This is a genomic window from Virgibacillus halotolerans (assembly GCF_016908515.1).
Taxonomy (GTDB): domain Bacteria; phylum Bacillota; class Bacilli; order Bacillales; family Amphibacillaceae; genus Virgibacillus_M; species Virgibacillus_M halotolerans.
This window is the reverse complement of sequence record NZ_JAFBEA010000009.1, coordinates 46033-71081: the sequence shown is the minus strand read 5'-3', so window position 1 is coordinate 71081 and position 25049 is coordinate 46033. Positions and strand designations below refer to the sequence as shown.

Below are 25049 nucleotides of genomic sequence, written 5' to 3'. Positions count from 1 at the left end.
TTTAATTCTTTGGTACTTCAATTAGCACTGCGTCCCCTTGCCCGCCACCACTGCAAATTGCCGCGATACCCAGACCGCCGCCACGACGTTTTAATTCATGAATTAATGTTAAAATAATCCGTGCACCACTAGCACCAATAGGATGACCAAGCGCAACTGCTCCACCATTTACATTTACTTTGTCCGTATCGATTCCGGCAATTTTCCCACTTGCAAGCGAGACAACTGCAAAGGCTTCATTAATTTCAAATAAATCAATCTCATCCTTCGTATACCCTGTTTTCTCAAGCAATTTATTAATGACCAGTCCAGGGGTTTCTGGAAAGTTCTCCGCTTCCACAGCAACTTCCGCATGACCATGTACAGTTGCAATTGCTGTTTTACCTAAGCCTTTAGCCTTTTCATCACTCATCACGACAAAGGCACAGGCACCATCATTGACTCCGGGCGCATTTCCAGCGGTAATCGTGCCATCCGCACCAAATGCCGGTCTTAGTTTCGCCAATGTTTGCACACTCGTATCTTTTCTCGGCGCCTCATCCGTATCAACGACGATTGGTTCACCCTTACGTTGGGGAACTTCGAGCGCGACAATTTCCTCGGCAAATTTTCCATCTTCAATGGCCTGGACAGCCCGTTGGTGACTGCGGTATGACCATTCATCCTGTGCTTCTCTTGTCAGCCCGTACTTTTCCGCTGTGTTATTTCCATAACTCCCCATATGGACACCTTCAAATGAGCAGGTTAACCCGTCATGCACCATCATATCTTTGACGGATTTATCGCCCATCCGATTACCCCAGCGCGCGTCAGGCAGAAAATAAGGGGCATTGCTCATACTTTCCATACCACCAGCAACGATCACTTCTTCATCCCCAAGCCGAATCAGCTGGTCTGCCAGTGTGACACTGCGTAATCCGGATGCACATACTTTATTAATGGTTTCTGTTTTAACATCCCATGGAATGCCGGCATGACGGGCAGCCTGTCGTGACGGGATTTGACCTTGACCGCCTTGTAATACGGTACCCATGATTACCTCATCAATCTCTGGACCTTCCATCCCAGCACGACTTAATGCTTCCTGAATCGCGGTGCCGCCTAGCTGGGAAGCAGTAAATGGCTTCAACGCTCCTCCAAACTTCCCAAAGGGTGTCCTCGCACCTGAAACAATAACGCTCTTTCTCATTGATCATCTTCCTTTCTATATTCACACACTTTTTGTTAGCGCTTACTTTAGTCTTGATTGAACGCTCGCTCAACTTGCGTCGGTAAGAAGAGGAGTACTTGTGATACCCCTCTGTAAATCTATTATAATCATAAACTTCTTTTGTGTAAACGAGATACTTCCACGAGCTTTTTACGATGTGCCCTTTTTCATTTATCGAAAAAGTAAATCATTTTCTAGTAAACGGGCTTTTCTATAATAGTTGGATCTGTTTGCCCGCCGCTCCTCTACACTGTGTGCTAAAACCGTTGATTTCCACTGCAGGCGGACGCTTTCCGCGGGCACGGCTTCAGCCTCCTCGAGAAACCCACTCTGCGGGGTCTTCAGACACGCGCTGTTCCCGCTGGAGTCGCCGCCTTCCGTTCCAATCAACGATGTAGTGCTCTGAATTAATGAATGATTAAATGATGGTGTATCTTATATTTGGGACTATGGATAAGCTGTAGCGCTTATGAAATTGGCTCCTATGAACCAAAACAGTAATACAAACTGACGAAAATAAAAATCCACCCCCAGCAAATGGAATATGTGAGACTCCTGTGGGACAGCAAGGAGGCCACTGAAAAAGTGTTAGATTTTTAGAAATATTGCTTTTCACCTTAATCTAGCATCTCGAATATACGGAGACTCCTGCGGGAAGTAATTAAGTGGTACACAGACTAAATTCGCGACGTCCTGTCGCAACGTCTGTACTAGTACATCCTGTACGTCGAAGACCCCGCAGGACGGTAGTCCGAGGAGACTCGACACTCGCCCGCGGAAAGCGCAGTATATTCCATTTGCGTGATGATAAGAAAAACTTTTTCCGTATGATTTCCCGCTTTTTTCTGGGGGAGTCTTCAGTTCCCCGAGCCACTTGTATTCTGAGATATCGCAAAAAGCTCCCCACAAACCGCTGGAACACTTTTTTTATGCTGATTGAGATTCTTCTTCAGTAAAAACAGATAATGCCAAGATTTCTGCGACATCCATTGTACTGATATCTTCATCCACTTCTTTTGCTTTTGTTCCGTCACTTAACATGGTTAAGCAGAATGGACAAGCACTGGAAATCATCGTCGGTTCGACAGCCATTGCCTGTTCTGTACGAGCGACATTAATACGGTTACCTGTTGTTTCTTCCGTCCACATTAATCCACCACCCGCACCACAACACATGCCATTTTCCTTATTACGGTTCATTTCTACTAATTCCAATCCTGGGATAGATTGCAAAATTTCTCTTGGCGGATCATATACCCCGTTGTATCTTCCCAAATAACAGGAATCGTGGTAGGTTAATCGTTCATTAATCGCAGTTTGAGGTTTCAATTTACCCTCCGTTATAAGATCAAAAAGCAATTGAGTATGGTGATAAACCTCTGCTTCAAACCCAAAGTCCGGGTACTCATTTTTGAAAATATTATAGGCGTGCGGATCGATCGTGACAATTTTTGTTACGTTATTTTTCTGGAATTCTTTAATGTTTTTTTCTGCAATTTCCTGGAATAAAAATTCATTCCCGATACGACGTGCTGTATCGCCGGAGTTTGCTTCTTTATTTCCTAATATCGCAAAGCTAACACCTGCTTGATTCATTAATTTAGCGAATGCAAGTGCGATTTTTTGGCTGCGGCTGTCAAATGAGCCCATTGAACTCACCCAGAACAGATATTCGAATTCCTTATCTTCCTTTTTCAGCTCTTTCACTGTTGGGATATCAATCGATTCATCTTGATCACGCCATTTGATACGATCTTTTTTCGATAGTCCCCAAGGGTTACCCTGGCGTTCGATATTCGTAACAGCGCGTTGGATATCTGAGTCCATTTTTCCTTCTGTCATCACAAGGTAACGGCGAAGGTCAATAATTGTACCAACATGTTCATTATTCACCGGGCATGCATCCTCACAATTTCGGCATGTTGTGCAGCCAGAAAGTTCCTCTGCAGTAATCACATCGCCGATCAAACTTGCACTTTGTACAGTTGCAGCTGCCTCGCCACCAGCACTTACCTGGTTCCCCGCTGTTCCGGCAAAAGCGAATGATGGAACCCATGGTGATTTCCCTGTAACTGCTGCCCCTTTTTCTGTTAAATGGTCCCTTACTTTGACCATAATATCCATTGGTGACAGCATTTTACCGGTACCTGAAGCGGGACACACATCTGTACAGCGCCCACATTCCACACAGGCATAAAAATCAATCATTTGATGCTGCTCAAAGTCTTCTACTTTTCCAACACCAAATGAAATTTCTGCTTCCTCAGCGTCCTCGTCCAAATCAAAATCAATTTTTTTAAGCTTGCCTGGTACACGTTTACTCAAAAACACGTTAATGGGTGCCGCAATTAAATGCGCATGCTTAGATTGCGGTACATAAACCAAGAAGGTGAGAATGGTAATCGTATGTACCCACCAGGCTATATAAAATACAACCATTGCAGCAGGTGCTGACATCCAACCGAATCCCATGCCTATTAAACTCGCAACCGGCTCCGTCCATGCAGCACTAGTACCGTTCCAAATTTGTGCCATACCGTTCCCTACTAGTACGGAAACCATTAGCGTCCCAATAAATATAAGCACTAATCCCGCCTTAAAGCCACGTTTCAGACGAACGATTTTTTCCATATAGCGGCGGTAGAAGGCCCAGCCGACAGCTACAAGAATCATTAAGGTAACCAGTTCCTGGAAAAATACAAAGCCGGGATAAAGGGCTCCAAACGGTAAATGATTTCCAGGTGAAAGTCCCTTAATAAACATGTCTATGGCGCCAAATTGCACAAGAATAAAGCCATAAAACATCATCACATGGATGGTCCCCGATTTCTTATCTTTCAAAAGTTTCGACTGTCCGAAGACAATTTTCCCTATTCGTTTAAGCCGTAATTTAATTTCCCCATCAAATTCCGACTTTTTTCCCAGCCTGATATAAGCCACCCGTGTCGCTACAACCCTAGCAAATAAATATAGACCATATAGTACGATGGCTACGAACGCTATTGCGTTAATCAGCAAAAATGTATCCACTTTCTGCTCCCCCTTTTATATATTCGAAATGATAGCGATTGCATTTTTCCGAAACAACTTAACTTTCGTAAATCATTATACTACTACTTTAAATGTGAATGATCATTCAGTCAACCGTTTTCATGTGAATTTTTACTTTTAATCACATCTTCCAACCCGGATTACAGCCTAAACCTGTATGGATTCATGCTAACAGGAACATTTTTTAGAAAAATAGGTATTCGCAAACCTTTTGGGGAATGCCTTAGATTACACCTGTTCAGAAAATAAAAGCCATCCATATTTTTTTATTGCCAATAGAAATTCCCCAACCTATTACAGGTTGAGGAATTTGTTCTTCCAAGCATTTACATTTTTTCCGGCGCGTTTACATGTATTAACTTCAAAGCATTTGCAATCGTAATACGAACAGCCTCCATTAGGGCAATACGTGCACTTGTCCGTTCCTGGTGATCCGCATCCAGTACCTTTTCCGCATTGTAAAAGCTGTGCAGTAAGGTGGCAAGATCAAATACATATTGCGGTACTTTATGTGGTGCAGATTTCTGTGCCGCATCTGCTACTACTTGCGGGAACTCGCCAAGTTTCTTTAGCAAATTCACTTCTTTTTCTGCTGTTAACAAGCTTACGTCAAAGTCACCATCTATAGTAAATCCTTTTGTTTCCGCTTGTTTGAGCATCGTACAAATTCGGGCGTGTGCATATTGAACATAGTAAACCGGATTTTCATTTGATTCAGATCGAGCCAAATCCATGTCAAAATCGAGTTGTGAATCATTAGAACGGGCAACAAAGAAATAGCGAACAGCGTCGATGCCAACTTCATCCATTAGTTCACGCAATGCGACAGCTTTTCCGGTACGCTTGCTCATTTTAATCTTTTCACCGTTTTCAAACAGGTTAACCATTTGGATGATCTTTACATCAAACTTTTCCTTCTCGTAGCCAAGTGCCTGAATCGCTGCGCGCATTCTTGGAACATAGCCATGATGATCTGAGCCCCACACATTAATGATTTTATCAAATCCACGATCCAACTTATCCTTGTGGTAAGCAATATCTGGTGTTAAATAGGTGTAGGAGCCGTCCTGCTTAATTAATACACGATCCTTGTCGTCCCCAAAGTCTGTCGAACGAAACCATGTAGCACCATCCTGTTTGAACGTGTAATTGGCTGCCTCCAGTGTGCTAAGTGCTTCGGTGATTTTTCCATTTTTATATAATGACCTTTCCGAGAACCAGTGATCAAAATGTACACGGAAGTCGTTTAAATCCATTTCAATCCGGGCCAGAGCACGCTGCAATCCGTGTTCTTTGAAAAAGTTCAAACGATCTGTACTTTCCGCTTGTTCCCATTTATCTCCATATTCAGCTGCCAGTGCCTTGCCAATTTCCACAACATCTTTACCACGGTAGCCGTCCTCCGGCATGTCGACATCTTTGCCTAACGCTTGAAAATAGCGGGCCTCCACGGAGAGTCCTAGTTTATCGATTTGATTACCAGCATCATTAATATAATATTCGCGTTCCACTTGATAGCCTGAAGCCGCGAATAAATTACATAGCACATCACCAAAAGCTGCTCCACGAGCGTGACCAAGGTGCAGATCACCAGTCGGATTAACAGAGACAAATTCAACTTGAACTTTCTCTCCTCCTCCGGCATTTGTTTGTCCGTATGCATCTTTTGCCTCGAGTATCGTTGGGATTACTTCTCCAAGAAAGTCCTGCTTCATAAAAAAGTTAATAAATCCCGGTCCGGCAATTTCTATTTTTTTAATCGATGCTTTCGTTTGATCAAGGTTTTCCATGATATCCTCGGCAATTTTACGGGGAGGCTTTTTAGCAATTCGCGCAAGCTGCATGGCGATATTTGTCGCAAAGTCACCATGCGCTTTATCCTTTGGTTTTTCTAAAACAATTTCAGGAATATCCGCTGTTTCTGCAAGGGCTGCTTGAACAACTGCAGTAGAGATTTCCTGTTTTAAGTTGTCTTCTGTTTGTTGCAACACGTTCATCTTACATCCTCCTCATTATACGTCAAAGTTAACTTGTGCTGGCGTTCTTCTTGCCCATTTATTTTTACATTATAAGACATGACCAGGGATCCATTATCTTGTTCCGTTAGTGGCTGGTATGTAATCTTATTCGTAGTTGTTTCCATATGCATGGTTCCATAAGGATGCCGGAATACATTTTCTGTTGTTTGACGCATCCGGAATTGCTGATTCATCACAATATGACCATTCCGTTTAATATTTACTTTATCTGGTTGGATCGTTATAAAATTTTTTACCGGTGCATTATCTTCCGACGTTTCTTCAAATCGGAGCACATCAATATTACCCTTTTGATAATAGATGCCAGTACTTTTGATTGTGTTGTATTCCATTTGTCCATCATCATCTATGATTGTATGAAGTTCAATAAATACTTTTTTTTCAATCACGCTCAAATTTATCCCCTCAGTCCCTAAACAAATCATATATTGTCTTATTATAGCGGTAAATGGTGCGCTTTATCAATATAAAGTTGTTAACTGCGTTTATTTCTTGTTATCTATTCCCATAATGTGACTAATACGTATGAAAATTGGAGCTAATCATGATGGGATTTGGATTATTCACTAAAAAAAGGAATTTTATTCGTCGATTCATAGTTGGCGTCATTGCAATTGGTGTCAGTTTTTTCATTGGCGTCTATTTGCTGAGTTATTTATTAGGTCCGCCAAAGCTAACAAATGAGCAAAACACGATTTATTATAGCCAATCTGGTGATGTGATCGGTGAAGAACACGGATTGCAAAGTCGCTATCAGGTGAACTTAGAGGATATTTCCCCTGACCTAATTAATGCGACGCTTGCAATCGAGGACAAGCACTTTTTCGAACATCATGGCTTTGATTTGAAACGAATTGTGGGGGCCGTGCTCAAGAATATAAAAAGCATGTCTTTTAAAGAAGGTGCCAGCACATTAACACAGCAATATGCCCGAAATCTGTATCTATCCCAGGAAAAAACATGGACACGGAAAGTGCGGGAGGCTTTTTATACGATTCGCCTGGAGATGTTTTATTCCAAATCGGAAATTCTCGAGGGCTATTTAAATGTGATCTATTATGGACATGGTGCACACGGTATTGAAGCAGCAAGCCATTACTTTTTCGATAAAACAGCCAAGGAATTAAGCTTGGCCGAAGCGGCAATGTTAGCAGGAATCCCAAAAGGACCCACCTATTATTCGCCCCTCAACAACGAAGATAATGCAAACAAGCGGCAAAAGAGGATTTTACAGGCAATGTTAAATGCAAACACGATCACCAAACAAGCATATGACGAAGCAATCCAGGAACAATTAACGTACACAGCACATGAGGAAAGTGAATCGGAAGCGCTTGGACCTTATTTTCAGGATACTGCTTTAAAAGAAACCTCCCGTCTGTTGAAGCTTGATCCAGAGGATATTCGTTCTGGCGGTTATGAAATTCATACGACATTGAACAGTAATTTGCAAAAAGTGCTCGAAAAGCAGGTGCATGCTACGATCGATTCCTCTAGTGAAATGGAGGTTGGTGGCATGGCGATGGATCCTGATACAGGTGCGGTTCGGGCAATGATCGGCGGCACTGATTATGCAAAAAGCCCGTTCAACCGAGCGATGGATGCCAAGCGGATGCCTGGCTCTAGTTTTAAACCATTTTTATATTATGCGGCACTAGAGAATGGCTATAACGCTACGACAATGCTATTAAGTAAGCCTACAGTGTTTGATTTGGAGGACGGGGAGGTCTATCAACCAAGTAATTACAATGATTACTATGCCAATGCGCGGATCCCATTAGCACAAGCATTGGCACTATCGGATAACATCTATGCCGTGAAAACAAATATCTACTTAGGCGCTGACAAATTAGTTGATACCGCAGAAAAATTTGGCATTACAAGCAAACTGCCTGCAGTACCGTCACTCGCACTCGGAACGGCTACAGTATCTCTAAAGGAAATGGTTACCGGGTACGGCATACTGGCAAATGGCGGACAGGATATTGATTTATATACGATTGATAGCATCGTTGATCGAAACGGCAAGACCATTTTCGAAAGGAAAAACAAACCTGGAGACAAGTTGCTGGATCCGAAGAAGGCATTTATTTTAACCCAGTTAATGACAGGTATGTTTGATCGGGAATTAGATGGTTATACGGCTGTCACCGGATCAACCATTGCCGATAAGCTAACACGGCTTTATGCTGGAAAGTCAGGGACAACCAGTTCAGATAGCTGGATGATCGGATTCAGTCCTAGACTGGTCACAGGCATTTGGACCGGTTATGATGATAATCGCACCATTGAAGTTGTTGCAGAATCAGCTTACAGCAAAAATATTTGGGCGGATTTTATGGAAGCTGCGCATCAGGGCATCGATCAGGAAAACTTCCCAATCCCTGACGGTGTGGTCGGGATCCCGATCGATCCTGCTACAGGCGAACGCGCGACACCTTATTGTGATGTAAGCCGGATCATGTATTTTGAAAAAGGAACAGAGCCGCAAGTGTATTGTTCGAAGCACTTTCCTGAAGATGATAGTGGAAGCGATCAAGATAATACGGATGATGTTAAAGAAGAGGAAGGCATACTTGAGAAGTGGTTTAATTTGTTTTCTTAGCCGTAGTTAATAATAGCTCATTTCACAGCGTTTGTTGCTAATGATATATAAACTGCAACGTAAGAGCAGGTTGATTTCCGTTCCAATCAACCTACGTGAATAGCGTTCAGTATTTTATCTTCATTTGTCTTTACAAGCACTGTATTAATAATTCCAAGCTTTGAAGGTGGAGAGACTACTTTATAAAGCAATTGATAAATGATATAACATTGCACAATACTAGCGACGGATATACACGAAGACTCCTGCGGGAAAGCGAAGACGATGAGACCCCGCAGCGTTCTTGTGGTCACTGAAAAAGTGGTAGATTTTAAAAAAAATTGCTTTTCACCTTAATCTAGCATCTCGAATATACGGAGACTCCTGCGGGAAGTAAGAGATCGACGAGACCCCGCAGGACGGTAGTCCGAGGAGACTCGACACTCGCCCGCGGAAAGCGCAGTATATTCGAAGATGCGATGGTAGATCTGCATATTATAGTGCTATATTTAACTTTTTCAGTGGCCACGTTCTTTGCGAGGAGGCTCAGCGCGAGCCCGCGGAAAGCGTAGTGTATTTCCGTAGCGAAGATAAGTACTAACTCATTACGTCGCAGTTTCTATCAACTACTAGTTAGGGTTAATTACTTGGAAAGTGACAAACTTTTAAAAACAACCTTAATAAGATTGTTATCTGACGAAACTTGAGGCTGAGGGGCTTGTCTTTGGCGCAAGTTCACCTGGTATAAAAAACGAAGACAGTAGAGAAGTTTTCCTACTGCAAAAAAGAAGCCGATAATCAGTGTGAGTCCGTTCACCTGAAAATCGGCTTCCTTTTTGTCCTAGCAATACATGAGATAGCCCATGTATTTACATTTTACAAACATTTATAACAAAGTACAACTGTTTAGCTAATTCGTCATGATTCGGTCACATATTGTTCATTATTTCGGGAGTGTTTCTTTTAGCGTTTCCGTAGAATTGTTCCACATCGATTCGTCAAACGTCACAAGAAAATCCCTCAGCAGCTTTTTGGATTTATCATCCATATGCTCGACGATTATTTTTCCCTTTAATGACTTTTCCATATAGGTCACATGTTGTGCCATCGACTTATAGGCACGTTTATTGGGGCGGTCAACCAGCAGTTCGCAGCCTGTAACCCCACCGTAAAATGGACCATGCTCCCCGCGTTCCACATTGACCCATACGATCCAATATAGTTTGGGATCGGGCACTTCGCTTCGATCCTGCACATACTTCACCCGGCGTTCAATTTCACTACGCGCATGCATTGCATCCATATCCACATAGGCTTTATTTTCATCCGGATCGATAATGACTGGGGACATATTCTCTAGACTAACTGTACCCGCACCATACCCACCATGACCATCTGTTGAATCATCTTTAATTATTGTAAACGCATTTTGCTTCTTTTTATTTGAAGATTGATCTGAAGACATGAAAGGATCCTCCTTCTGGTTATTCTGGTTTCATTTTAGCATAGGTGCCCCATGATTTTCACTTGTTTGGTACTATACTAAGCTTTTTTACGTCCTCTGAGAATGATAAAGAAACGCATGCTGATGACTAACCCGCCTAAAATGTCTACAAAAAATGGCATATCAAAAAACGTATAGGAAACATCACCAGTATTACCGCTACCCTTTTTCCCATTCCCATGTGAATTTCCCGCTGAATTAATGCGTTTGTGTTACATCACCAATAAATGCCCAGGATGCAGCTATTTCTGCTTCACTATATTTTTGTTTTGGTTTCACTTGATGAATTTTCGCTTCGACTTCTGATTTCGTCAAGTCATCAAAATAAAGCATTGTTGCTACAAGCTCCAGAAAACGGGCGCTTTTTGATTTTAACTGATCTACTTTATTAGACATATCCGGCATATCTAGTCCAAACTCTTCTAGAAAGTTCTTTCCCCGGTCGGTAATATGATAATGGTATTGGAAGTAATTCCCTTTATCCTCTTTCACTTCATCAATAAACGTCAAATTACAAAGTTCCTCCACCCGTAATGTCAATTCTTCGGAGTATGGCCCATATACATGAAACGCGTATTTTTCTTCAAATGGTATGTTGCATTTTTGTAAAATATAAATCATTTTTTGCAGCTTTTTTCTACCGGTTACTTCCTGGGCGATTGAAAAGAATTGCATTAATTTAGCATGATTATTCAACATCCTGTATCTCTCCCTGATCATAAAGTATCGCTTTTATTTGTTGCTTTAAATCCTCGTCTTTGATTTCTTCCAGTTTATCCATTGGAAAGTACAGCTTATGATCTGTTCGTTTCTTTCCGGAAATTGCCTCGACAATATCCGATTGGCGTGACAGCTCCCGCAATTCATTATTCGGCATAAGCAAATGAATTGGCAAACGTTCCTCCTCTTCCCCCGGACGATAAAAGTCATAAGGTAGATCTGACGAGGAATCGATCACCAAATAATATTTCGGATCGATATCGGCTGCTCGGAACAATTGTTGAAGTGCTTTTACTTCACCCATTTGCTTATTTGGGTCAAATTCAATGTATTTAAACAAACGGCGATTCATAAATCGTTCGCACAGATCACTTAAAATCACATCATCCTCTTCCTGCCACTGCTGAAAGTAATAATATACAACCGCTTCATCCAGCTTTAAATATTCATCCAATGTAGCGCTTCTCGTGAAAAAGGAAGCGAAATGCGTTGGCTCCAGCTTAAATGTGAAGTCATCTGCTTCAAATAAGTGTTTTGCCCGATCCAGAATTTTAGTTAAAATAACTTCCGCACTTCTTGTTACAGGATGGAAATACACCTGCCAGTACATTTGATAGCGACTCATAATATAATCTTCCACTGCGTGCATCCCCGTTGATTTAATGACGACTTGATCTTCGATTGGACGCATCACCCTTAAGATTCGTTCCATATCAAAGTGACCATAACTGACACCCGTAAAATACGCATCCCGCTGCAAATAATCCATCCGATCCGCATCAATTTGACTGGAGATTAAACTCACAACCAATTTATCCTCGTAGGTTTTGGCAATCACATCGGCAACTTTTTGCGGAAAACCTGGTGCAACACGTCGTAATATTTCATTTACCTTTGTGTCTCCAATAATGATTTGCTGGGTATAATATTCATGATCCAATTTAAAAACTTTCTCAAAGGAATGTGAAAATGGTCCATGCCCTAAGTCATGCAAGAGCGCTGCACAGAGACTCAACAAGCGTTCATCATCATTCCAATGTCGGCGTCCCTTGAAATTGTATATGATTCTCCGAACGATTTCATAAACACCAAGCGAATGACTGAACCGGCTATGTTCCGCTCCATGAAATGTTAAATTTGTTGTTCCGAGCTGCTTTATTCTGCGTAACCGCTGAAATTCCGGCGCGGCGATTAAGTCCCAGATCACACGATCTTTGACATGGATATATCTATGTACAGGGTCTTTAAAAACCTTCTCTTCATGTAGCTGTTCATCCTTATATGCCATCTATTCCCCAACCCATTTCTTTTCGATGATTGTAATTAGATAAATAGCCGAGAATCCCTAGTATTTCAATGCTGGGATGAATCGGCTAGTTTTCATTTTAACGATACAAGTTTATTACATTACCTGAATTTTGCCAGTTATAGTTATGTTATTATATACTATATGTATGGTAAATAAAACAAAATTAACCTACGGAAGAACAATTGTATATAACATTAATTATCATATTGTCTGATCGGTAAAATACCGACGAAAGGTGGTAACACCGGATGTGGGAGTGTTTTCAAAAGAAACCCTTTACAATGAGAAGGGATTCATTATTCAAGCTGTTGAGATAGATTTGCCATATGTTTGTCTCAGCGCCACCCAAGCTTCCTTTCTCCTTCTTATATTGTAAAAATGTCCAAAGGAATTTCTGGAAGTAGATTGTTTGTTGAATTCCCGAAAATAAAGAGGAAATTATGGAAAGAAAGGTTATGAAACAGTAGCTCTAATATCGAGTCAGTCGATTCAGTATCTGAAGAGGCGATCAAACGATATGTAGAAAATTAAAAAACAAGGGGATGATCCGTTTTGACAACAAGTGTAAAGTCGGTATTCCTATATGGTTATCCAACTAAAACAAAAGAAAAGAGATTTATAGAAACACAAGCGGCATACACCATTTTAATCAATCGTTTTATAGAAATACTTTTGAGCAATGAAGTTTACTTTTTGGATATATTTAACAAAAATAAACAGTCACCCAGGATTAGGGGATTGGAGAAGAAGGAGAGAAATACACATTCACTTGGTTCTGCCTATGGACAAAATGCTATTGATCAAGCCATGACAGAAACGCATAATCATTTTATTCGAATCCGAAATAACCTCTACGGCTATATTCAAAACGAAAGCCCGGAATTGTTGCTTTATATTTCATTTTTTTCATTATTGAATGCGTCCATTCTTGATACAGATGAATTACAAGTTGTGGATCAGTTGTTAGATCATGCCATAGCTGAGAAAAAACCGAATGAGCAATTAATCGACGTGTATAAGAGTTTGCGCAAGCATTTATCCAAGTTGACCGAAGAACAACGCGCCTCGAATAGGGGATATGTGCGCATCCTATTTTATGAAAAAATAGAACATTGGAAACGTCCTTTCGTAAAAAAGGCGACACTTCAATTGGACGCCCGTGTGTCTAAACTCGAAAAATCACATTCCACAAAAGAAAATTACGTGGTTTCTATGAAGCTATTAAATGAAACAAAACGTCAGGAGGTTCCTGTTAATACAAGCAAAAATGGCCTGAGAAGATTAGCGCAGTATAAGAACGGATCAATGACAGCCACGCTGATGAATGGAAAAATAAGAATTGGTATTCCTGTAACTAAAAAAATCAACAAGCAAAAACAAAAAAAACTGCTCGGCATCGACCTAGGAATCACAGACCTGTTTCACACCAGTACCGAAAATAAATATGGCACATTCACAGGAATGATGAACCGTTATGGGTTAGTAGTAGAAAAGAAACTCGGCAACCGTTCTTCTCTCCGGAACAAGCGAAAAGAATATCAAAAGCAATTAAAGAAGACAACGAATCCCTATGAAAAGGATTTGCTTAAAAAGAAAATAAATAATATCTCAGATAACTTAAATGGCAAGAAATCATTACAGAAAATGCGAAGGGGTTACGCGCATGTCGTTGATATGGAAATCAGTAATTCTTCCAAACAGTTATTTGACGAAATAAAAGATAACAAATACATGCCGGTATTTGAGGACCTCGATATTGCTGCGTTTGACCGCGGTAAAAAAGCAAACAAGCGTGACAGTTCCTGGGTCAGAGGGAAACTAATGAAAAAAATAATAGCATTATTAGAGTGGCACGGGTTTGATTATAAAACAGTAGATCCTGCTTACACATCGAAAATTTGTTCCAAGTGTCATAATATTCACGATGATAATCGCAAAGGCAAACGTTTTACTTGTACCGTGTGCAAGTATACAGCCGATGCTGATCATAACGCCTCTCTAAACATCCGGGAACGTGCATTGGATACCGAAGTTGCAAATATTGTTGCTTTGTATAAACACAACACACAAAAACGCCATAAAGCGCTTAAGGAATTATTCTATACACGTCACTGTAGCTATATAAAACGGGTTTCTTAGCCATTTATATAGCCAGATGAACCTCTCTACCCAACCATTAGGGAAAAATCTTCGAGTTTATAATAGCTCATTCGCTATTCGCTGATCGAAGGCGCATTCGGATGACGATCGGGGGATTTGTGCATACTTTTTTCAATAAGGACGTTTTCCCTTGAGTAGTCAGATGATGCCCGGTATTTCAATGCCGGGAGGTTCACTATATAATAGTTAGCTAGAGGATAAAAGAGGCAAAAGCAACTTCTGCGCTCTCTGGGTTTTTATATGTCAGAAGACGCAAGATATCAGCCGTGGAATGAAGGAGAAAATTATGAAAAACTGGAAAGATATTATCAGCCATACTACTTTTCGTTATTTGGACCAGACGGGTTTGTCCATGTTCCAGCACAAACCTTATACAGCTATCACATCGTTTGCCATTGATGATACGCTAGCACTCTCTGTCAGTGATGGGGATTCTCCACCTGCAGTCCGGTTGTGGGTACATCCTGATACCATTGTGCTTGGTATACCTGACGCCAGACTTCCTTATATTCAAGAAGGGGTTCGGTTCTTAGCTGATGAAGGATATCATGTAGTGGTACGAAATTCGGGCGGGCTTGCCGTTAATCTTGATCGCGGTGTATTAAATATTTCACTTGTTCTACCCGGTGTGAAAAACATCTCGATTTACGACTGCTATGAGGCAATGGTCAGTTTTGTAAAATATATGCTCCGCGATTTAACAAACGAAATTGAAGCATATGAAATTGTCGGATCCTATTGCCCCGGGGACTATGATTTAAGTATTCACGGGAAAAAGTTCGCCGGCATCTCACAACGACGGATCAAAGACGGTGCAGCTATTCAAATTTATTTGGACGTCGCGGGCAACAGCCAGAAGCGTGCTGCCATCATCCGGCAATTTTATGCGATTAGTAAGAAGGATGCGGAAACCAATTTTGACTTTCCTACCGTCGATCCGAATGTAATGGCATCATTATCAGAGCTGTTAGGGACAGCATTAACGGTGGCAGATATGAAATCCCGTGTATATAAGGCATTGGAAAATTTTAGCTCGCAGATCATCGAAACAAATTTCTCAGCAGGAGAGATCGAGACTTTCGAAAAGCGCTTACAGCAAATGGAAAAGCGTAATGAGGCGGTTGCAAGTATGCAATGACCAGATGCGCGTATGTTCGTGGTGTGATTGGTGCTCAACTTTGCACGGTTGACGCTCAACTTCGAGGGTTTGCTACTCAAGTTCGCCAGGAACCGGGTCCAGCATCAAAAAACGTGTATTCACTTGGCGAATACACGTTTTTACATCTAGCTTATTCTGATTGTGCTGCCGTGATTAATGCCAGGTTATAGACATCCTCCGCACTACAGCCGCGCGACAAATCATTTACCGGCTTATTCAGTCCTTGCAATACGGGACCAACCGCTTCAAATCCGCCTAAACGCTGCGCAATTTTATAACCTATATTTCCGGCATCCAGATTAGGGAAAATAAATACATTCGCATCCCCTTTGATTACTGAATCAGGTGCCTTCTTCTCGGCAACTTCCGGTACAAATGCCGCATCAAACTGAAATTCCCCATCTATCACAAGTGATGGATTTTTTTCTTTGGCAATCTTTAATGCTTCTGCTACTTTTTCAGTTTCTTCCACTCGTGCCGATCCTTTTGTTGAAAAGCTTAACATGGCAACCCGCGGGTCCACGTCGAACAATTCAGCAGTAATGGCACTCTCTGTTGCAATTTCAGCAAGATCAACACTATCCGGCGAAATATTGATGGCACAATCAGCAAACACATATTTTTCGTCCTCACGAACCATGACAAATACCCCGGAAGTTTTCTTGATGCCTTCCTTCGTTTTAATGATTTGCAGCGCCGGTCGAACTGTGTCTGCCGTGGAATGTACCGCACCACTTACTAAACCATCGGCCTGATTCATGTACACAAGCATCGTACCAAAGTAATTTTCATCTTGTAAAATCTTCACCGCTTCTTCCGTGGTTACCTTGCCCTTGCGTCGCTCCACGAAAGTTTCAACCATTAAATCAAATTCCTCAAATTCGGTGGGATCCAACAATTCGCAGGATGAAATATCCACTCCAATTGCTTCCGCCTTTTCTTTCATGCTTCCTTTATTACCGATTAAAATCGGTGTTAATATACCTGCAGCGCCCAGCTGGCTCGCCGCAGTTAATATACGCTCATCCATCCCCTCAGGGAATACAACCTGTTTGTTTTTCGCAGCAATCTTCTGCTTTAATTGATCAAATAATTGGCTCATTGATACCAACCTCCTATATAGCTATACCCTAATCATAGCCGAGTTATGATCAAATATAAAGCAATCCATCCAATGGCAGCGCAAATTTGACAGACCGATGACATTACCGCCTTTGGGGGCCTTCTATATGAATAACCTACCCCGATTATGATATAGTAAAAACGTCGATAGTAAAATTGATAAATAAAAGGAGAGATAGATAATGGTTGAAGCAGTAGAAACCATGGATGGCTGGTATTCGCTACACGATTTACGCAGTATCGATTGGAATTCCTGGAAATTAGCATCTGAAGCGGAACGGCAGGAAGCAATTGACGGCTTTGATAAATTACTTTCCAAATGGGAAGCTGTTGAAGCGGAAAAAAACGGCAGTCATGTCTTGTATCAGGTTATCGGGCAAAAAGCTGATTTAATGTTCATGTTCTTACGTCCAACAACGAATGAACTTACAGACATTGAAACAGAATTCAATAAATCCAAGTTTGCTGAGTTTTTAATTCCGACACACTCTTATGTATCCGTTGTCGAACTTTCTAAATACCGCCCGCAAAAAGATGGTGTTGATCCGGAGACATTACCGGAAACACAGGCACGCTTAAAACCAATTCTGCCAAAATGGGAGCACATTTGCTTCTATCCAATGGACAGACGCCGTGACGGGGAAAACAATTGGTATACATTAGAAAAAGCCGATCGTGGACAACTCCTTTACGAACATAGTAAAACCGGCCGAAAATACGCCGGAAAAGTGAAACAATTCATTACCGGCTCCATGGGGTTGGATGATTGGGAATGGGGCGTTACATTATTCGCACATGACCCATTACAATTCAAAAAAATCGTTTATGAAATGCGATTTGACGTAGCAAGCTCCCGCTATGCCGAGTTTGGCGAGTTCTTCGTGGGTAATCATTTACCACGAGAAGCCGTTGCTGCATTTTTAAAAATATAATGATTCACTACAGAGCCCTGCTACTTCAAACGTAGCAGGGCTCTTTTATTTTGAGCGTTCGATGACATCCAAAAAACATCCCCGTCGTAGTCATATACCAAGCCCACCCCTCATACATATAATTATTGAATCCAACATCAGGATTTATAGAATTGAGGTATGTTTGATGGCTTTAGTTGCACACACCGACAAGGATATTGATCTATTGGCAAGACTTATGCGTGCCGAGGGTGAGGGGGATGGTGAACTGGGCATGCTGATGGTTGGAAATACTGGGGTTAATCGCGTTATTTCTGATTGTCTTGACTTTGGTGATTTACGAAACATCAGGGACATGGTTTTCCAAAGTCCCGGAGGATTTGAAGCTACACAGAAAGGATATTTTTATCAACGGGCACGTGAAGTAGATAAACGTTTAGCACGCCGGGCCATCCAAGGGGAGCAACAGCACCCTGCGTCAAATGCATTGTGGTTTTTTCAGCCAGAAGGAAGTTGCCCGCCGCAATGGTATAACCAGTGGAACACAGGCAGATATAAAGCGCATTGTTTTTACGCCCCTTCCGAAGCTGATTGTCCAGCCGTGTATCGATGAACGTGCAATTTATTAATCAGGAGGTTTTTTTATGAGTGAAAATCAAAACGACCCAAATCAACCGCATACCAATGCATATCCAGCCCAGCCCTATTACTACTATCCGCAAACATCTCCAGCCTATTATCCAATGTATCAGACAAGACAGCAACCACAACCGTCCCAGCCCACACAACAGACATTCCCAACACAAGGTGCTGGGAATCAGGGTCAGATGCCGCTTCAGCAATCCTATATTGAAAATATTTTACGTTTAAACAGAGGTAAACTCGCTACTGTTTATATGACTTTTGAAGGTGCAAATGCAAAAACCTTCAAAGGAATCGTCGAGGCTGCAGGTCGGGACCATATTATCTTAAGTGACCCACAAACAAGTAAACGTTATTTATTATTAATGGTTTACCTGGACTACATTACATTTGATGAAGAAATTAATTATTCCTATCCATTTGATAGCGGGCAAATGGCAACCTATTCCCCCAGATCATAGTCTACTAAAAAAGGATGACATGTACAGAAATGATCCATAACGCGCATGCGGATCTATCTCCATATCATGTCATCCTTTTCTATTCAGCCTTAGAAGGGATGATTCCATGAAACATCCATATGAAAAATTCATCAAAATGGAACTTATATTTATACTTTGTGCTGTCCTATTTGGACTCGTTGCACTCATCCAGGGGTATCTGTTCCTGATTTTAATGAGCCTTTACATTATCACGATTAGTTTGTTTTTCGATGCTTTGATCCATTGGCAATTACATCGGACACTGGACGCGGGAAAACAAATACTGCGCGCAATGATGCTTATTTTTCTTATTACATTTCTCGTTTTTCATCTATAGAAACTTCACTACTACATAACCAATTAACACCCAACCAACTAGAAATGCTACCCCACCAAGTGGCGTGACCATCGCAAATGTTTTGACGCTTGTTGTGGCGTAAAGATAAAGGGATCCGGAAAATAGGATGATTCCGATAAAAAACATCCATCCAGCCCATGCAATCCCTGCACCTTGTATTTTGGTCATTAGAAAACCCGTTACAAGCAGTGCCATCGTATGGAACATTTGATAGTTTACCGCCTTCTCCCATGTTCCTATTGCCTTTTCAGATATTTTACCTTCTAAGCCGTGCGCACCAAAGGCACCTAAAGCAACTGCCAAAAATCCATTGATTGCTCCTAAAATTAAAAAAAGTTTCATTTCCTACACCTCTCACTTGATAGTTACGTTGGCTTTTCCCTAAACCTTAAGGTGAAAGCCTTATCCTTCGTTACACTTCTACTCGTTTCTTAAGAAAGTTATATGTAGCAGTGTCAGAAATCTAAAATAGAATCTCCATTTGCATCATCGTGATCGACATCTACAGAACGAATTACTTTCCCTTTCGTTTGTCCCGCTTCTCCGATCATTGCCTTCATTTCTTCTGTTGATATTTTTGTACGATTTTCCCCTGGGGATTCATCTTCAACAATTAACTCACATAAAAGCTTCACATTAGAAATATGCTGTATCATTTTTTGCTGATTGGTTTCTGTTTCCAATGCCTGCTGTAATTCATTGATCATTTTGCGGATAATTTTCTCATTTGCCACCGCCATTATAATCGCTCCTTATTTTCTTATGTATCCATACACACTTAAGTGTACCACGTTTAATCGTCATTATTAACCAAAACACCTACTGGGCTTTTCTGATAATAGTTGGATCTGTTTGCCCCGCCGCCCGTCTACACTGTTTGCTAAAACCGTTGATTTCCACTGCAGGCGGACGCTTTCCGCGGGCACGGCTTCAGCCTCCTCGAGAAACCCACACTAAGGGGTCTTCAGACACGCGCTGTTCCCGCTGGAGTCGCCGCATTCCGTTCCAATCAACGATGTAGTGCTCTGAATTAATGAATGATTAAATGATGGTGTATCTTATATTTGGGACTATGGTCATCACGCAAATGGAATATACTCGCTTTCCCTGGGCTCACCACGAGCCTCCGACGTACAGGACGTACTAGTGTCGATGACGTCACAGGACGTGACGTTTGTCATTGACCTCGCTCGCAAAAAAACGCTCACTGTGGGGTCTCTTAGGCTCGCTGTCCCACAGGAGTCTCGCATATTCCATTTGCTGGGGTAGATTTTCATTTTCGGCAGTTTGTATTACTGTTTTGGTTCATAGGAGCCAATTTCATAAGCCCTTGAACTTATATAAAAGTTATACTTTCCTATCAATGTTAAAAAGCCGAGTTAATTAGCACGATTTGTCCAAATAAAAAAGCCTTGGCAAGTTTCCAAGACTTAAACGTCCGCTTACTTTTTCGCATGAAAGACTTTTTATCTAAGATAAAAAATTAATCTTTTGCTTTTCTTCCTTCGTATAGCGTTCATAAACCCACTGTAAAAAAATAACTTCATTCTCCCACAATTGTCTGCCAAGCTTCTCCTCTGTATCATCCAATACTTGCAAAAAGCTTATCATTACGCTAATTTCCCCCTATATCGAAGTCATGTATTAGTTATATCGTATCTTACCATTATTTTTCAGTGAAATCAACACTATATTACTAATTTGCCGAATTCACAGACACTTGATTCAACTAATGTTGGAATAGCTGGCCATTTTACTTACTTTATGAAAGCGGTCCTTGTAAACAATATGTTCTCTTGTGAATTTCCGTGGTGAGTCAATTCCAGCAACAGCTGCCAACTCGAAAACACCCTGCCTCAAAGCAACGAGGTAGTTACAAACACGATACTTTTTCTCTTCAATACTCAAGCCTTTTTGTAATTTAGGATCGGTCGTAGCAACACCTACCGGACAGTTATTGGTGTGACAAACTTCTGCCATGATACAGCCAACACTAAGCATAAACCCACGGGCAACGTTAATCATGTCTGCTCCTAGGGCTAAGGCCATCACAATTTTATCCGGTGTTAATAGTTTACCAGACGCAATAATATGTGTGCGGTTCCGTAGGTCATATTTTTTTAACATATCATCCAGTAATGGCAGAGCAGCAAACGCCGGCAACCCGACCGATTCAGCTAGTTCATAATAGGTTGCGCCTGAACCGCCTTCACTGCCATCCACTGTAATAAAGTCTGGCACAATGTTCGTTTCTTTCATGGCAACCACAAATGCTTCGACTTCTGCCTCACTGCCGATGACAATCTTTGTTCCTACTGGTTTGCCACCGACATCTCGCATTCTATCAAGAAACTCCAATAAACCTTGAGCATCATCAAATTCATCAAAACGGTTGGGGCTATTAATCGTCTGCCAAGGTTCAACATTACGGATCTCAGCAATTTCCTCTGTAACTTTGTCACCTTCTACATGGCCACCACGTTGTTTGGCACCTTGGGCAAGCTTGAGTTCAAATGCTTTTATTTGTTCCATCTCACTTTTCTCTTTAAATAACTCCCAGGAGAATTCTCTTTCCACCGTACGAACACCGAACAATCCTGAACTAATTTGCATGATAATGTCAACGTCTCCCTTTAAATGATAGGGAGACAAACTGCCTTCGCCCGTGTTCATCCAGGTACCGCCTGCCATTCCAAGCCCTTTCGACAAAGCTGTAATCGCATGATCGCCCAAAGAACCGAAACTCATCGCAGATTGGCCAATAAGACCTTTGATTTTAAATGGGTTTCTCACCGTATCCCTACCAAGTACAATCGCGTCATCATCCGGTAAATAAAATGGATCCAGCACTCCCGACTCTGTATGTTCTTTTCGACTGAGCAATCTCTCATTATCAATCTCGTATAATCTCGTATTAATTTTTGGATGCTGGTCAATTTTCATTTCTTCCCGTTGCATGGGGAACATTTTGTTGACTATATACATGCCTTCTTCTTCAAAAGTGCGTTCTGATCCATAGCCAATCATACGATCATTATATTTTGCCGCTTTATAAACATATTCAAATTCTCTTCGATTGAATGGCTTTCCTTCGTTATTATTATTAAATAAATATTGTCTGAATTCAGGACCTGCTTTTTCCATCATATAGCGTATTTTCCCTAACACAGGGTAATTTCTCAATATCGAGTGCTGTTTTTGTTTTGCATCCTGAAAATAGATTCGTAAGAAGAAATATAGCGGTACAATAACGATAATCGCTGCAATAATTATAATGGTGATTAGTAAACCGCTTTCCATCAGAACTCACTCTCCCTTACATCAGATATGGTACATAAACGAGTACAATAATAAATATCCAGATGACGTCAACAAAATGCCAGTAATAAGAAAATATTTTTAATTTCTCCGTATACAAGGCAGTTGATGTTTTTTTTCTATACAAAATGAATAGCACAATCATCCAACAGGCGCCAAATAAAACATGTGCTGCGTGAAGACCAACGAGGACATAAAACGCGGATAGAAATGTATTCGCGCTAATCCCATACCCTTCCTGCACATATCGGTAGAACTCGGAAAACTCTAACCCAAGAAAAACAAGCGCAAAGATAAATGTCAGTCCCAGCCCGATAAGAAATTTTCGCTTATCTCCTTGTGTAAATCCCTTTTCCGCTAAAATAAGCGTACCACTGCTCGACAGTAAAAAAAAGGACGATAACAATAAACTTTTCCATTCAAATATATCTGACGGGTGCGGGCCCTTTACTGCCGGGGTAAAAATAAAGTAGGTGGCAAATAATGTAGCAAACATGATCGCTTCTACTCCCAGATATATAAAGAAACCCATTTGTTTGTCCTTGAACAATGCGATTTCATAATCATTCATTTGTTTCCACCCCTTTTCCATAGTGGTCCTTCCGTTCATCTGTCAGTGAACGGATAATGAATAAACTAAATAACAGCACCCCACCAGCTATTGCTAACCAATACCATGTAAACGTTAAGCCTACAGCAACTACAAACAACGAAAATGCCATTAAGATCGGAATGATTGTGTTGATTGCTATCGGCGCTGCACGTGTTTTCGTCGTTGTTTCCAGTTCACGGTTTTCCTGCTTTGCATACCAGAACGGATCCATCTCCTTGACAACAGGCATTGGGTCAAACGTATGCTCTGGTGATGGTGAGGCGACTGTCCATTCCAATGTCCGGCCATTCCACGGATCATTGCCAACCTTTTCTTTCTTGGTATGGGTTTTATACAGATTCCAAACCACAAACAACATACTGACCCCCATTAAAAAAGCACCGATTGTACTCAAGAAATTTAACGTCGTCAATCCTTCATCCGCTCCGTAAGTGTATACCCTGCGTGGCATTCCTTGTAGCCCAGAAATATGCATTGGGAAGAATGTCAGGTGATAACCAATTAAGAATAACCAAAAGTGCCATTTTCCAAGCTTTTCATCGAGCATGTAGCCAGTAATTTTAGGATACCAATAATACAATCCGGCAAATATCCCTAAAATAGTGGAGGCAAGAATAACGTAATGGAAATGGGCCACAACAAAATGGGAATCATGAAATTGGAAATCTGCCGCCGAAACAGATAACATGACCCCGGTCACCCCCCCCATCACAAAAGACGGGATAAACCCAAGTGAAAATAACATCGGTACCGTCATTCTTAGCACACCGCCCCTGATGGTAAACAGCCAGTTAAAGACTTTAATGCCTGTTGGCACAGCAATTAACATTGTTGTAATAGCAAAAAACGTATTCGCCATTGGTCCGAGTCCAACCGTAAACATGTGGTGCGACCATACCGTAAATCCTAAAAAGCCAATCAAGGCTAGTGATATGACCATTGCTGGATAGCCAAAAATCCGTTTCTTGGCGAACGTCGGAATGATATCTGAGAACATTCCAAACGCTGGTAATGCCAGAATATATACTTCTGGATGACCGAATATCCAAAACAGATGCTGCCAAAAAACGGGACTTCCTTCATCGCCTGAGAAGAACCCTGTTCCAAATAACCGATCAAACATCAATAAGTACAAGCCAATCGCCAACACTGTAAATGCAATTAATATTAAGAAAGAAGTAATTAATGCTGCCCAAGAAAAGAGTGGCATACGTGTCAGCTTCATTCCCGGAGCACGGTGACGCACAATGGTTACAATTAAATTTAGCGCCGTAAAAATAGTCCCGAGCCCGGATATTTGCACCCCAAACACATAATAATCGGTCGATGGTCCTGGGGTATATTCTGAAGTCGATAGCGGTGCATAGCCTGTCCAGCCCACATCTGGGGTTGTATTAAAGAAAAAGGCCAAGTTGAAAAAGATCGCTCCGGCTAAAAACAGCCAAAAGCCTACCGCATTCAGAAAAGGAAATGCCAGATCGCGGGCACCGATCTGTAGTGGGATGACCACATTCATGAGACCTAGCAATAGTGGCATCGCTGCAAAGAAGATCATCATCGTTCCATGCGTGGTAAAAACCTCATTATATTTTTCATATTGAAACACCCAAAACTCATTATTGGGTAATGCTAACTGTGTACGAATAAATAAAGCATCTATCCCAGCCCGAATAAAGAAAAGAACGCCAAACAAGATATACATTGTTCCAATTTTACGATGATTGGTAGTGCGTATGTACTCCCAAATGACAGGCAACTTCTTCTTTTTAATGATAAATATTGATACAATAATTCCTAAAATAACAGAAAAAATCCATGCTACTAAAACGTCTGACGGCAGATCCCCGAAAAAAGGAATATTCATGTG

The 25049-nt window shown here is 41.3% G+C and carries 21 protein-coding genes; 7 read left to right on the top strand and 14 right to left on the bottom strand.

Annotation, left to right across the window (positions count from 1 at the left end; translation table 11 throughout):
* Nucleotide 1 precedes the first annotated feature (1 nt).
* The 4 genes from JOC34_RS17480 to JOC34_RS17465 form a co-directional block, all read right to left on the bottom strand.
* Nucleotides 2–1189 carry an acetyl-CoA C-acetyltransferase gene (locus JOC34_RS17480; protein WP_205138074.1) on the bottom strand — a complete coding sequence of 396 codons (1188 nt, stop codon included), beginning with the start codon at nucleotides 1187–1189 and terminating at the stop codon, nucleotides 2–4.
* Between the two features lie 948 nt (nucleotides 1190–2137).
* Nucleotides 2138–4240 carry a heterodisulfide reductase-related iron-sulfur binding cluster gene (locus JOC34_RS17475; RefSeq protein ID WP_205138073.1) on the bottom strand — a complete coding sequence of 701 codons (2103 nt, stop codon included), beginning with the start codon at nucleotides 4238–4240 and terminating at the stop codon, nucleotides 2138–2140.
* 347 nt (nucleotides 4241–4587) lie between these two features.
* A complete protein-coding gene (argS, locus tag JOC34_RS17470; protein ID WP_205138072.1) occupies nucleotides 4588–6258 on the bottom strand; it encodes an arginine--tRNA ligase in 1671 nt (556 codons plus the stop codon).
* Nucleotides 6255–6689: a YwiB family protein gene (locus JOC34_RS17465; protein WP_338062695.1), complete on the bottom strand. Its 435-nt coding sequence runs from the start codon at nucleotides 6687–6689 to the stop codon at nucleotides 6255–6257. The genes argS and JOC34_RS17465 overlap by 4 nt, the downstream gene beginning before the upstream one ends.
* A gap of 158 nt (nucleotides 6690–6847) precedes the next feature.
* On the opposite strand from JOC34_RS17465, the gene JOC34_RS17460 reads away from it, so the two are divergent.
* The gene (locus tag JOC34_RS17460; protein ID WP_205138070.1) at nucleotides 6848–8905 is read left to right on the top strand and encodes a transglycosylase domain-containing protein; all 2058 of its coding nucleotides are present in this window, start codon (nucleotides 6848–6850) and stop codon (nucleotides 8903–8905) included.
* A gap of 922 nt (nucleotides 8906–9827) precedes the next feature.
* On the opposite strand, the gene JOC34_RS17455 is transcribed toward JOC34_RS17460, so the two are convergent.
* From JOC34_RS17455 to JOC34_RS17445, 3 genes are all read right to left on the bottom strand, one after another.
* On the bottom strand, nucleotides 9828–10349 hold the full coding sequence (locus JOC34_RS17455; protein ID WP_205138069.1) for a YwhD family protein: 522 nt from the start codon (nucleotides 10347–10349) through the stop codon (nucleotides 9828–9830).
* 237 nt (nucleotides 10350–10586) lie between these two features.
* On the bottom strand, nucleotides 10587–11087 hold the full coding sequence (locus JOC34_RS17450) for a YwgA family protein (protein WP_205138068.1): 501 nt from the start codon (nucleotides 11085–11087) through the stop codon (nucleotides 10587–10589).
* The gene (locus JOC34_RS17445; RefSeq protein ID WP_205138067.1) at nucleotides 11077–12396 is read right to left on the bottom strand and encodes an HD domain-containing protein; all 1320 of its coding nucleotides are present in this window, start codon (nucleotides 12394–12396) and stop codon (nucleotides 11077–11079) included. The genes JOC34_RS17450 and JOC34_RS17445 overlap by 11 nt, the downstream gene beginning before the upstream one ends.
* 573 nt (nucleotides 12397–12969) lie before the next feature.
* Here JOC34_RS17445 and JOC34_RS17440 point away from each other — a divergent pair.
* Together JOC34_RS17440 and JOC34_RS17435 are read left to right on the top strand one after the other, a co-directional pair.
* A complete protein-coding gene (locus JOC34_RS17440) occupies nucleotides 12970–14556 on the top strand; it encodes an RNA-guided endonuclease TnpB family protein (protein ID WP_205138066.1) in 1587 nt (528 codons plus the stop codon).
* Nucleotides 14557–14863: 307 nt separating this feature from the next.
* Complete coding sequence (locus JOC34_RS17435; RefSeq protein ID WP_205138065.1) at nucleotides 14864–15715, top strand: lipoate--protein ligase family protein; 852 nt, start codon at nucleotides 14864–14866, stop codon at nucleotides 15713–15715.
* A 151-nt stretch (nucleotides 15716–15866) separates the two neighbouring features.
* Here the strand turns inward: JOC34_RS17435 and pta are convergent, their stop codons facing one another.
* On the bottom strand, nucleotides 15867–16838 hold the full coding sequence (gene pta, locus JOC34_RS17430; RefSeq protein ID WP_205138064.1) for a phosphate acetyltransferase: 972 nt from the start codon (nucleotides 16836–16838) through the stop codon (nucleotides 15867–15869).
* 202 nt (nucleotides 16839–17040) lie between these two features.
* On the opposite strand from pta, the gene hemQ reads away from it, so the two are divergent.
* From hemQ to JOC34_RS17410, 4 genes are all read left to right on the top strand, one after another.
* Entirely contained in the window at nucleotides 17041–17790 is a 750-nt protein-coding gene (gene hemQ / locus JOC34_RS17425; protein ID WP_205138063.1) for a hydrogen peroxide-dependent heme synthase, read from the top strand.
* Between the two features lie 166 nt (nucleotides 17791–17956).
* Nucleotides 17957–18382: a cell wall hydrolase gene (locus JOC34_RS17420; RefSeq protein WP_205138062.1), complete on the top strand. Its 426-nt coding sequence runs from the start codon at nucleotides 17957–17959 to the stop codon at nucleotides 18380–18382.
* A gap of 31 nt (nucleotides 18383–18413) precedes the next feature.
* Nucleotides 18414–18872, top strand: coding sequence for a spore coat protein GerQ (gene gerQ / locus JOC34_RS17415; protein ID WP_205138061.1), 459 nt, complete (start codon nucleotides 18414–18416; stop codon nucleotides 18870–18872).
* 106 nt (nucleotides 18873–18978) lie between these two features.
* The gene (locus tag JOC34_RS17410; RefSeq protein ID WP_205138060.1) at nucleotides 18979–19230 is read left to right on the top strand and encodes a hypothetical protein; all 252 of its coding nucleotides are present in this window, start codon (nucleotides 18979–18981) and stop codon (nucleotides 19228–19230) included.
* Here the strand turns inward: JOC34_RS17410 and JOC34_RS17405 are convergent.
* From JOC34_RS17405 to ctaD, 6 genes are all read right to left on the bottom strand, one after another.
* Entirely contained in the window at nucleotides 19225–19593 is a 369-nt protein-coding gene (locus JOC34_RS17405; protein WP_205138059.1) for a DUF423 domain-containing protein, read from the bottom strand. The genes JOC34_RS17410 and JOC34_RS17405 overlap by 6 nt on opposite strands.
* A 113-nt stretch (nucleotides 19594–19706) precedes the next feature.
* Entirely contained in the window at nucleotides 19707–19991 is a 285-nt protein-coding gene (locus tag JOC34_RS17400) for a YwdI family protein (RefSeq protein WP_205138058.1), read from the bottom strand.
* Nucleotides 19992–20721: 730 nt separating this feature from the next.
* A complete protein-coding gene (locus JOC34_RS17395; protein ID WP_205138057.1) occupies nucleotides 20722–20862 on the bottom strand; it encodes a hypothetical protein in 141 nt (46 codons plus the stop codon).
* A gap of 114 nt (nucleotides 20863–20976) precedes the next feature.
* Entirely contained in the window at nucleotides 20977–22551 is a 1575-nt protein-coding gene (locus JOC34_RS17390) for an FMN-binding glutamate synthase family protein (RefSeq protein ID WP_205138056.1), read from the bottom strand.
* 16 nt (nucleotides 22552–22567) lie between these two features.
* Nucleotides 22568–23140 (bottom strand): cytochrome c oxidase subunit 3, encoded by a 573-nt coding sequence (locus JOC34_RS17385; protein ID WP_205138055.1) that lies wholly within the window; start codon nucleotides 23138–23140, stop codon nucleotides 22568–22570.
* Entirely contained in the window at nucleotides 23133–25046 is a 1914-nt protein-coding gene (gene ctaD, locus JOC34_RS17380; RefSeq protein ID WP_205138054.1) for a cytochrome c oxidase subunit I, read from the bottom strand. The genes JOC34_RS17385 and ctaD overlap by 8 nt, the downstream gene beginning before the upstream one ends.
* Between the last annotated feature and the right edge of the window lie 3 nt (nucleotides 25047–25049).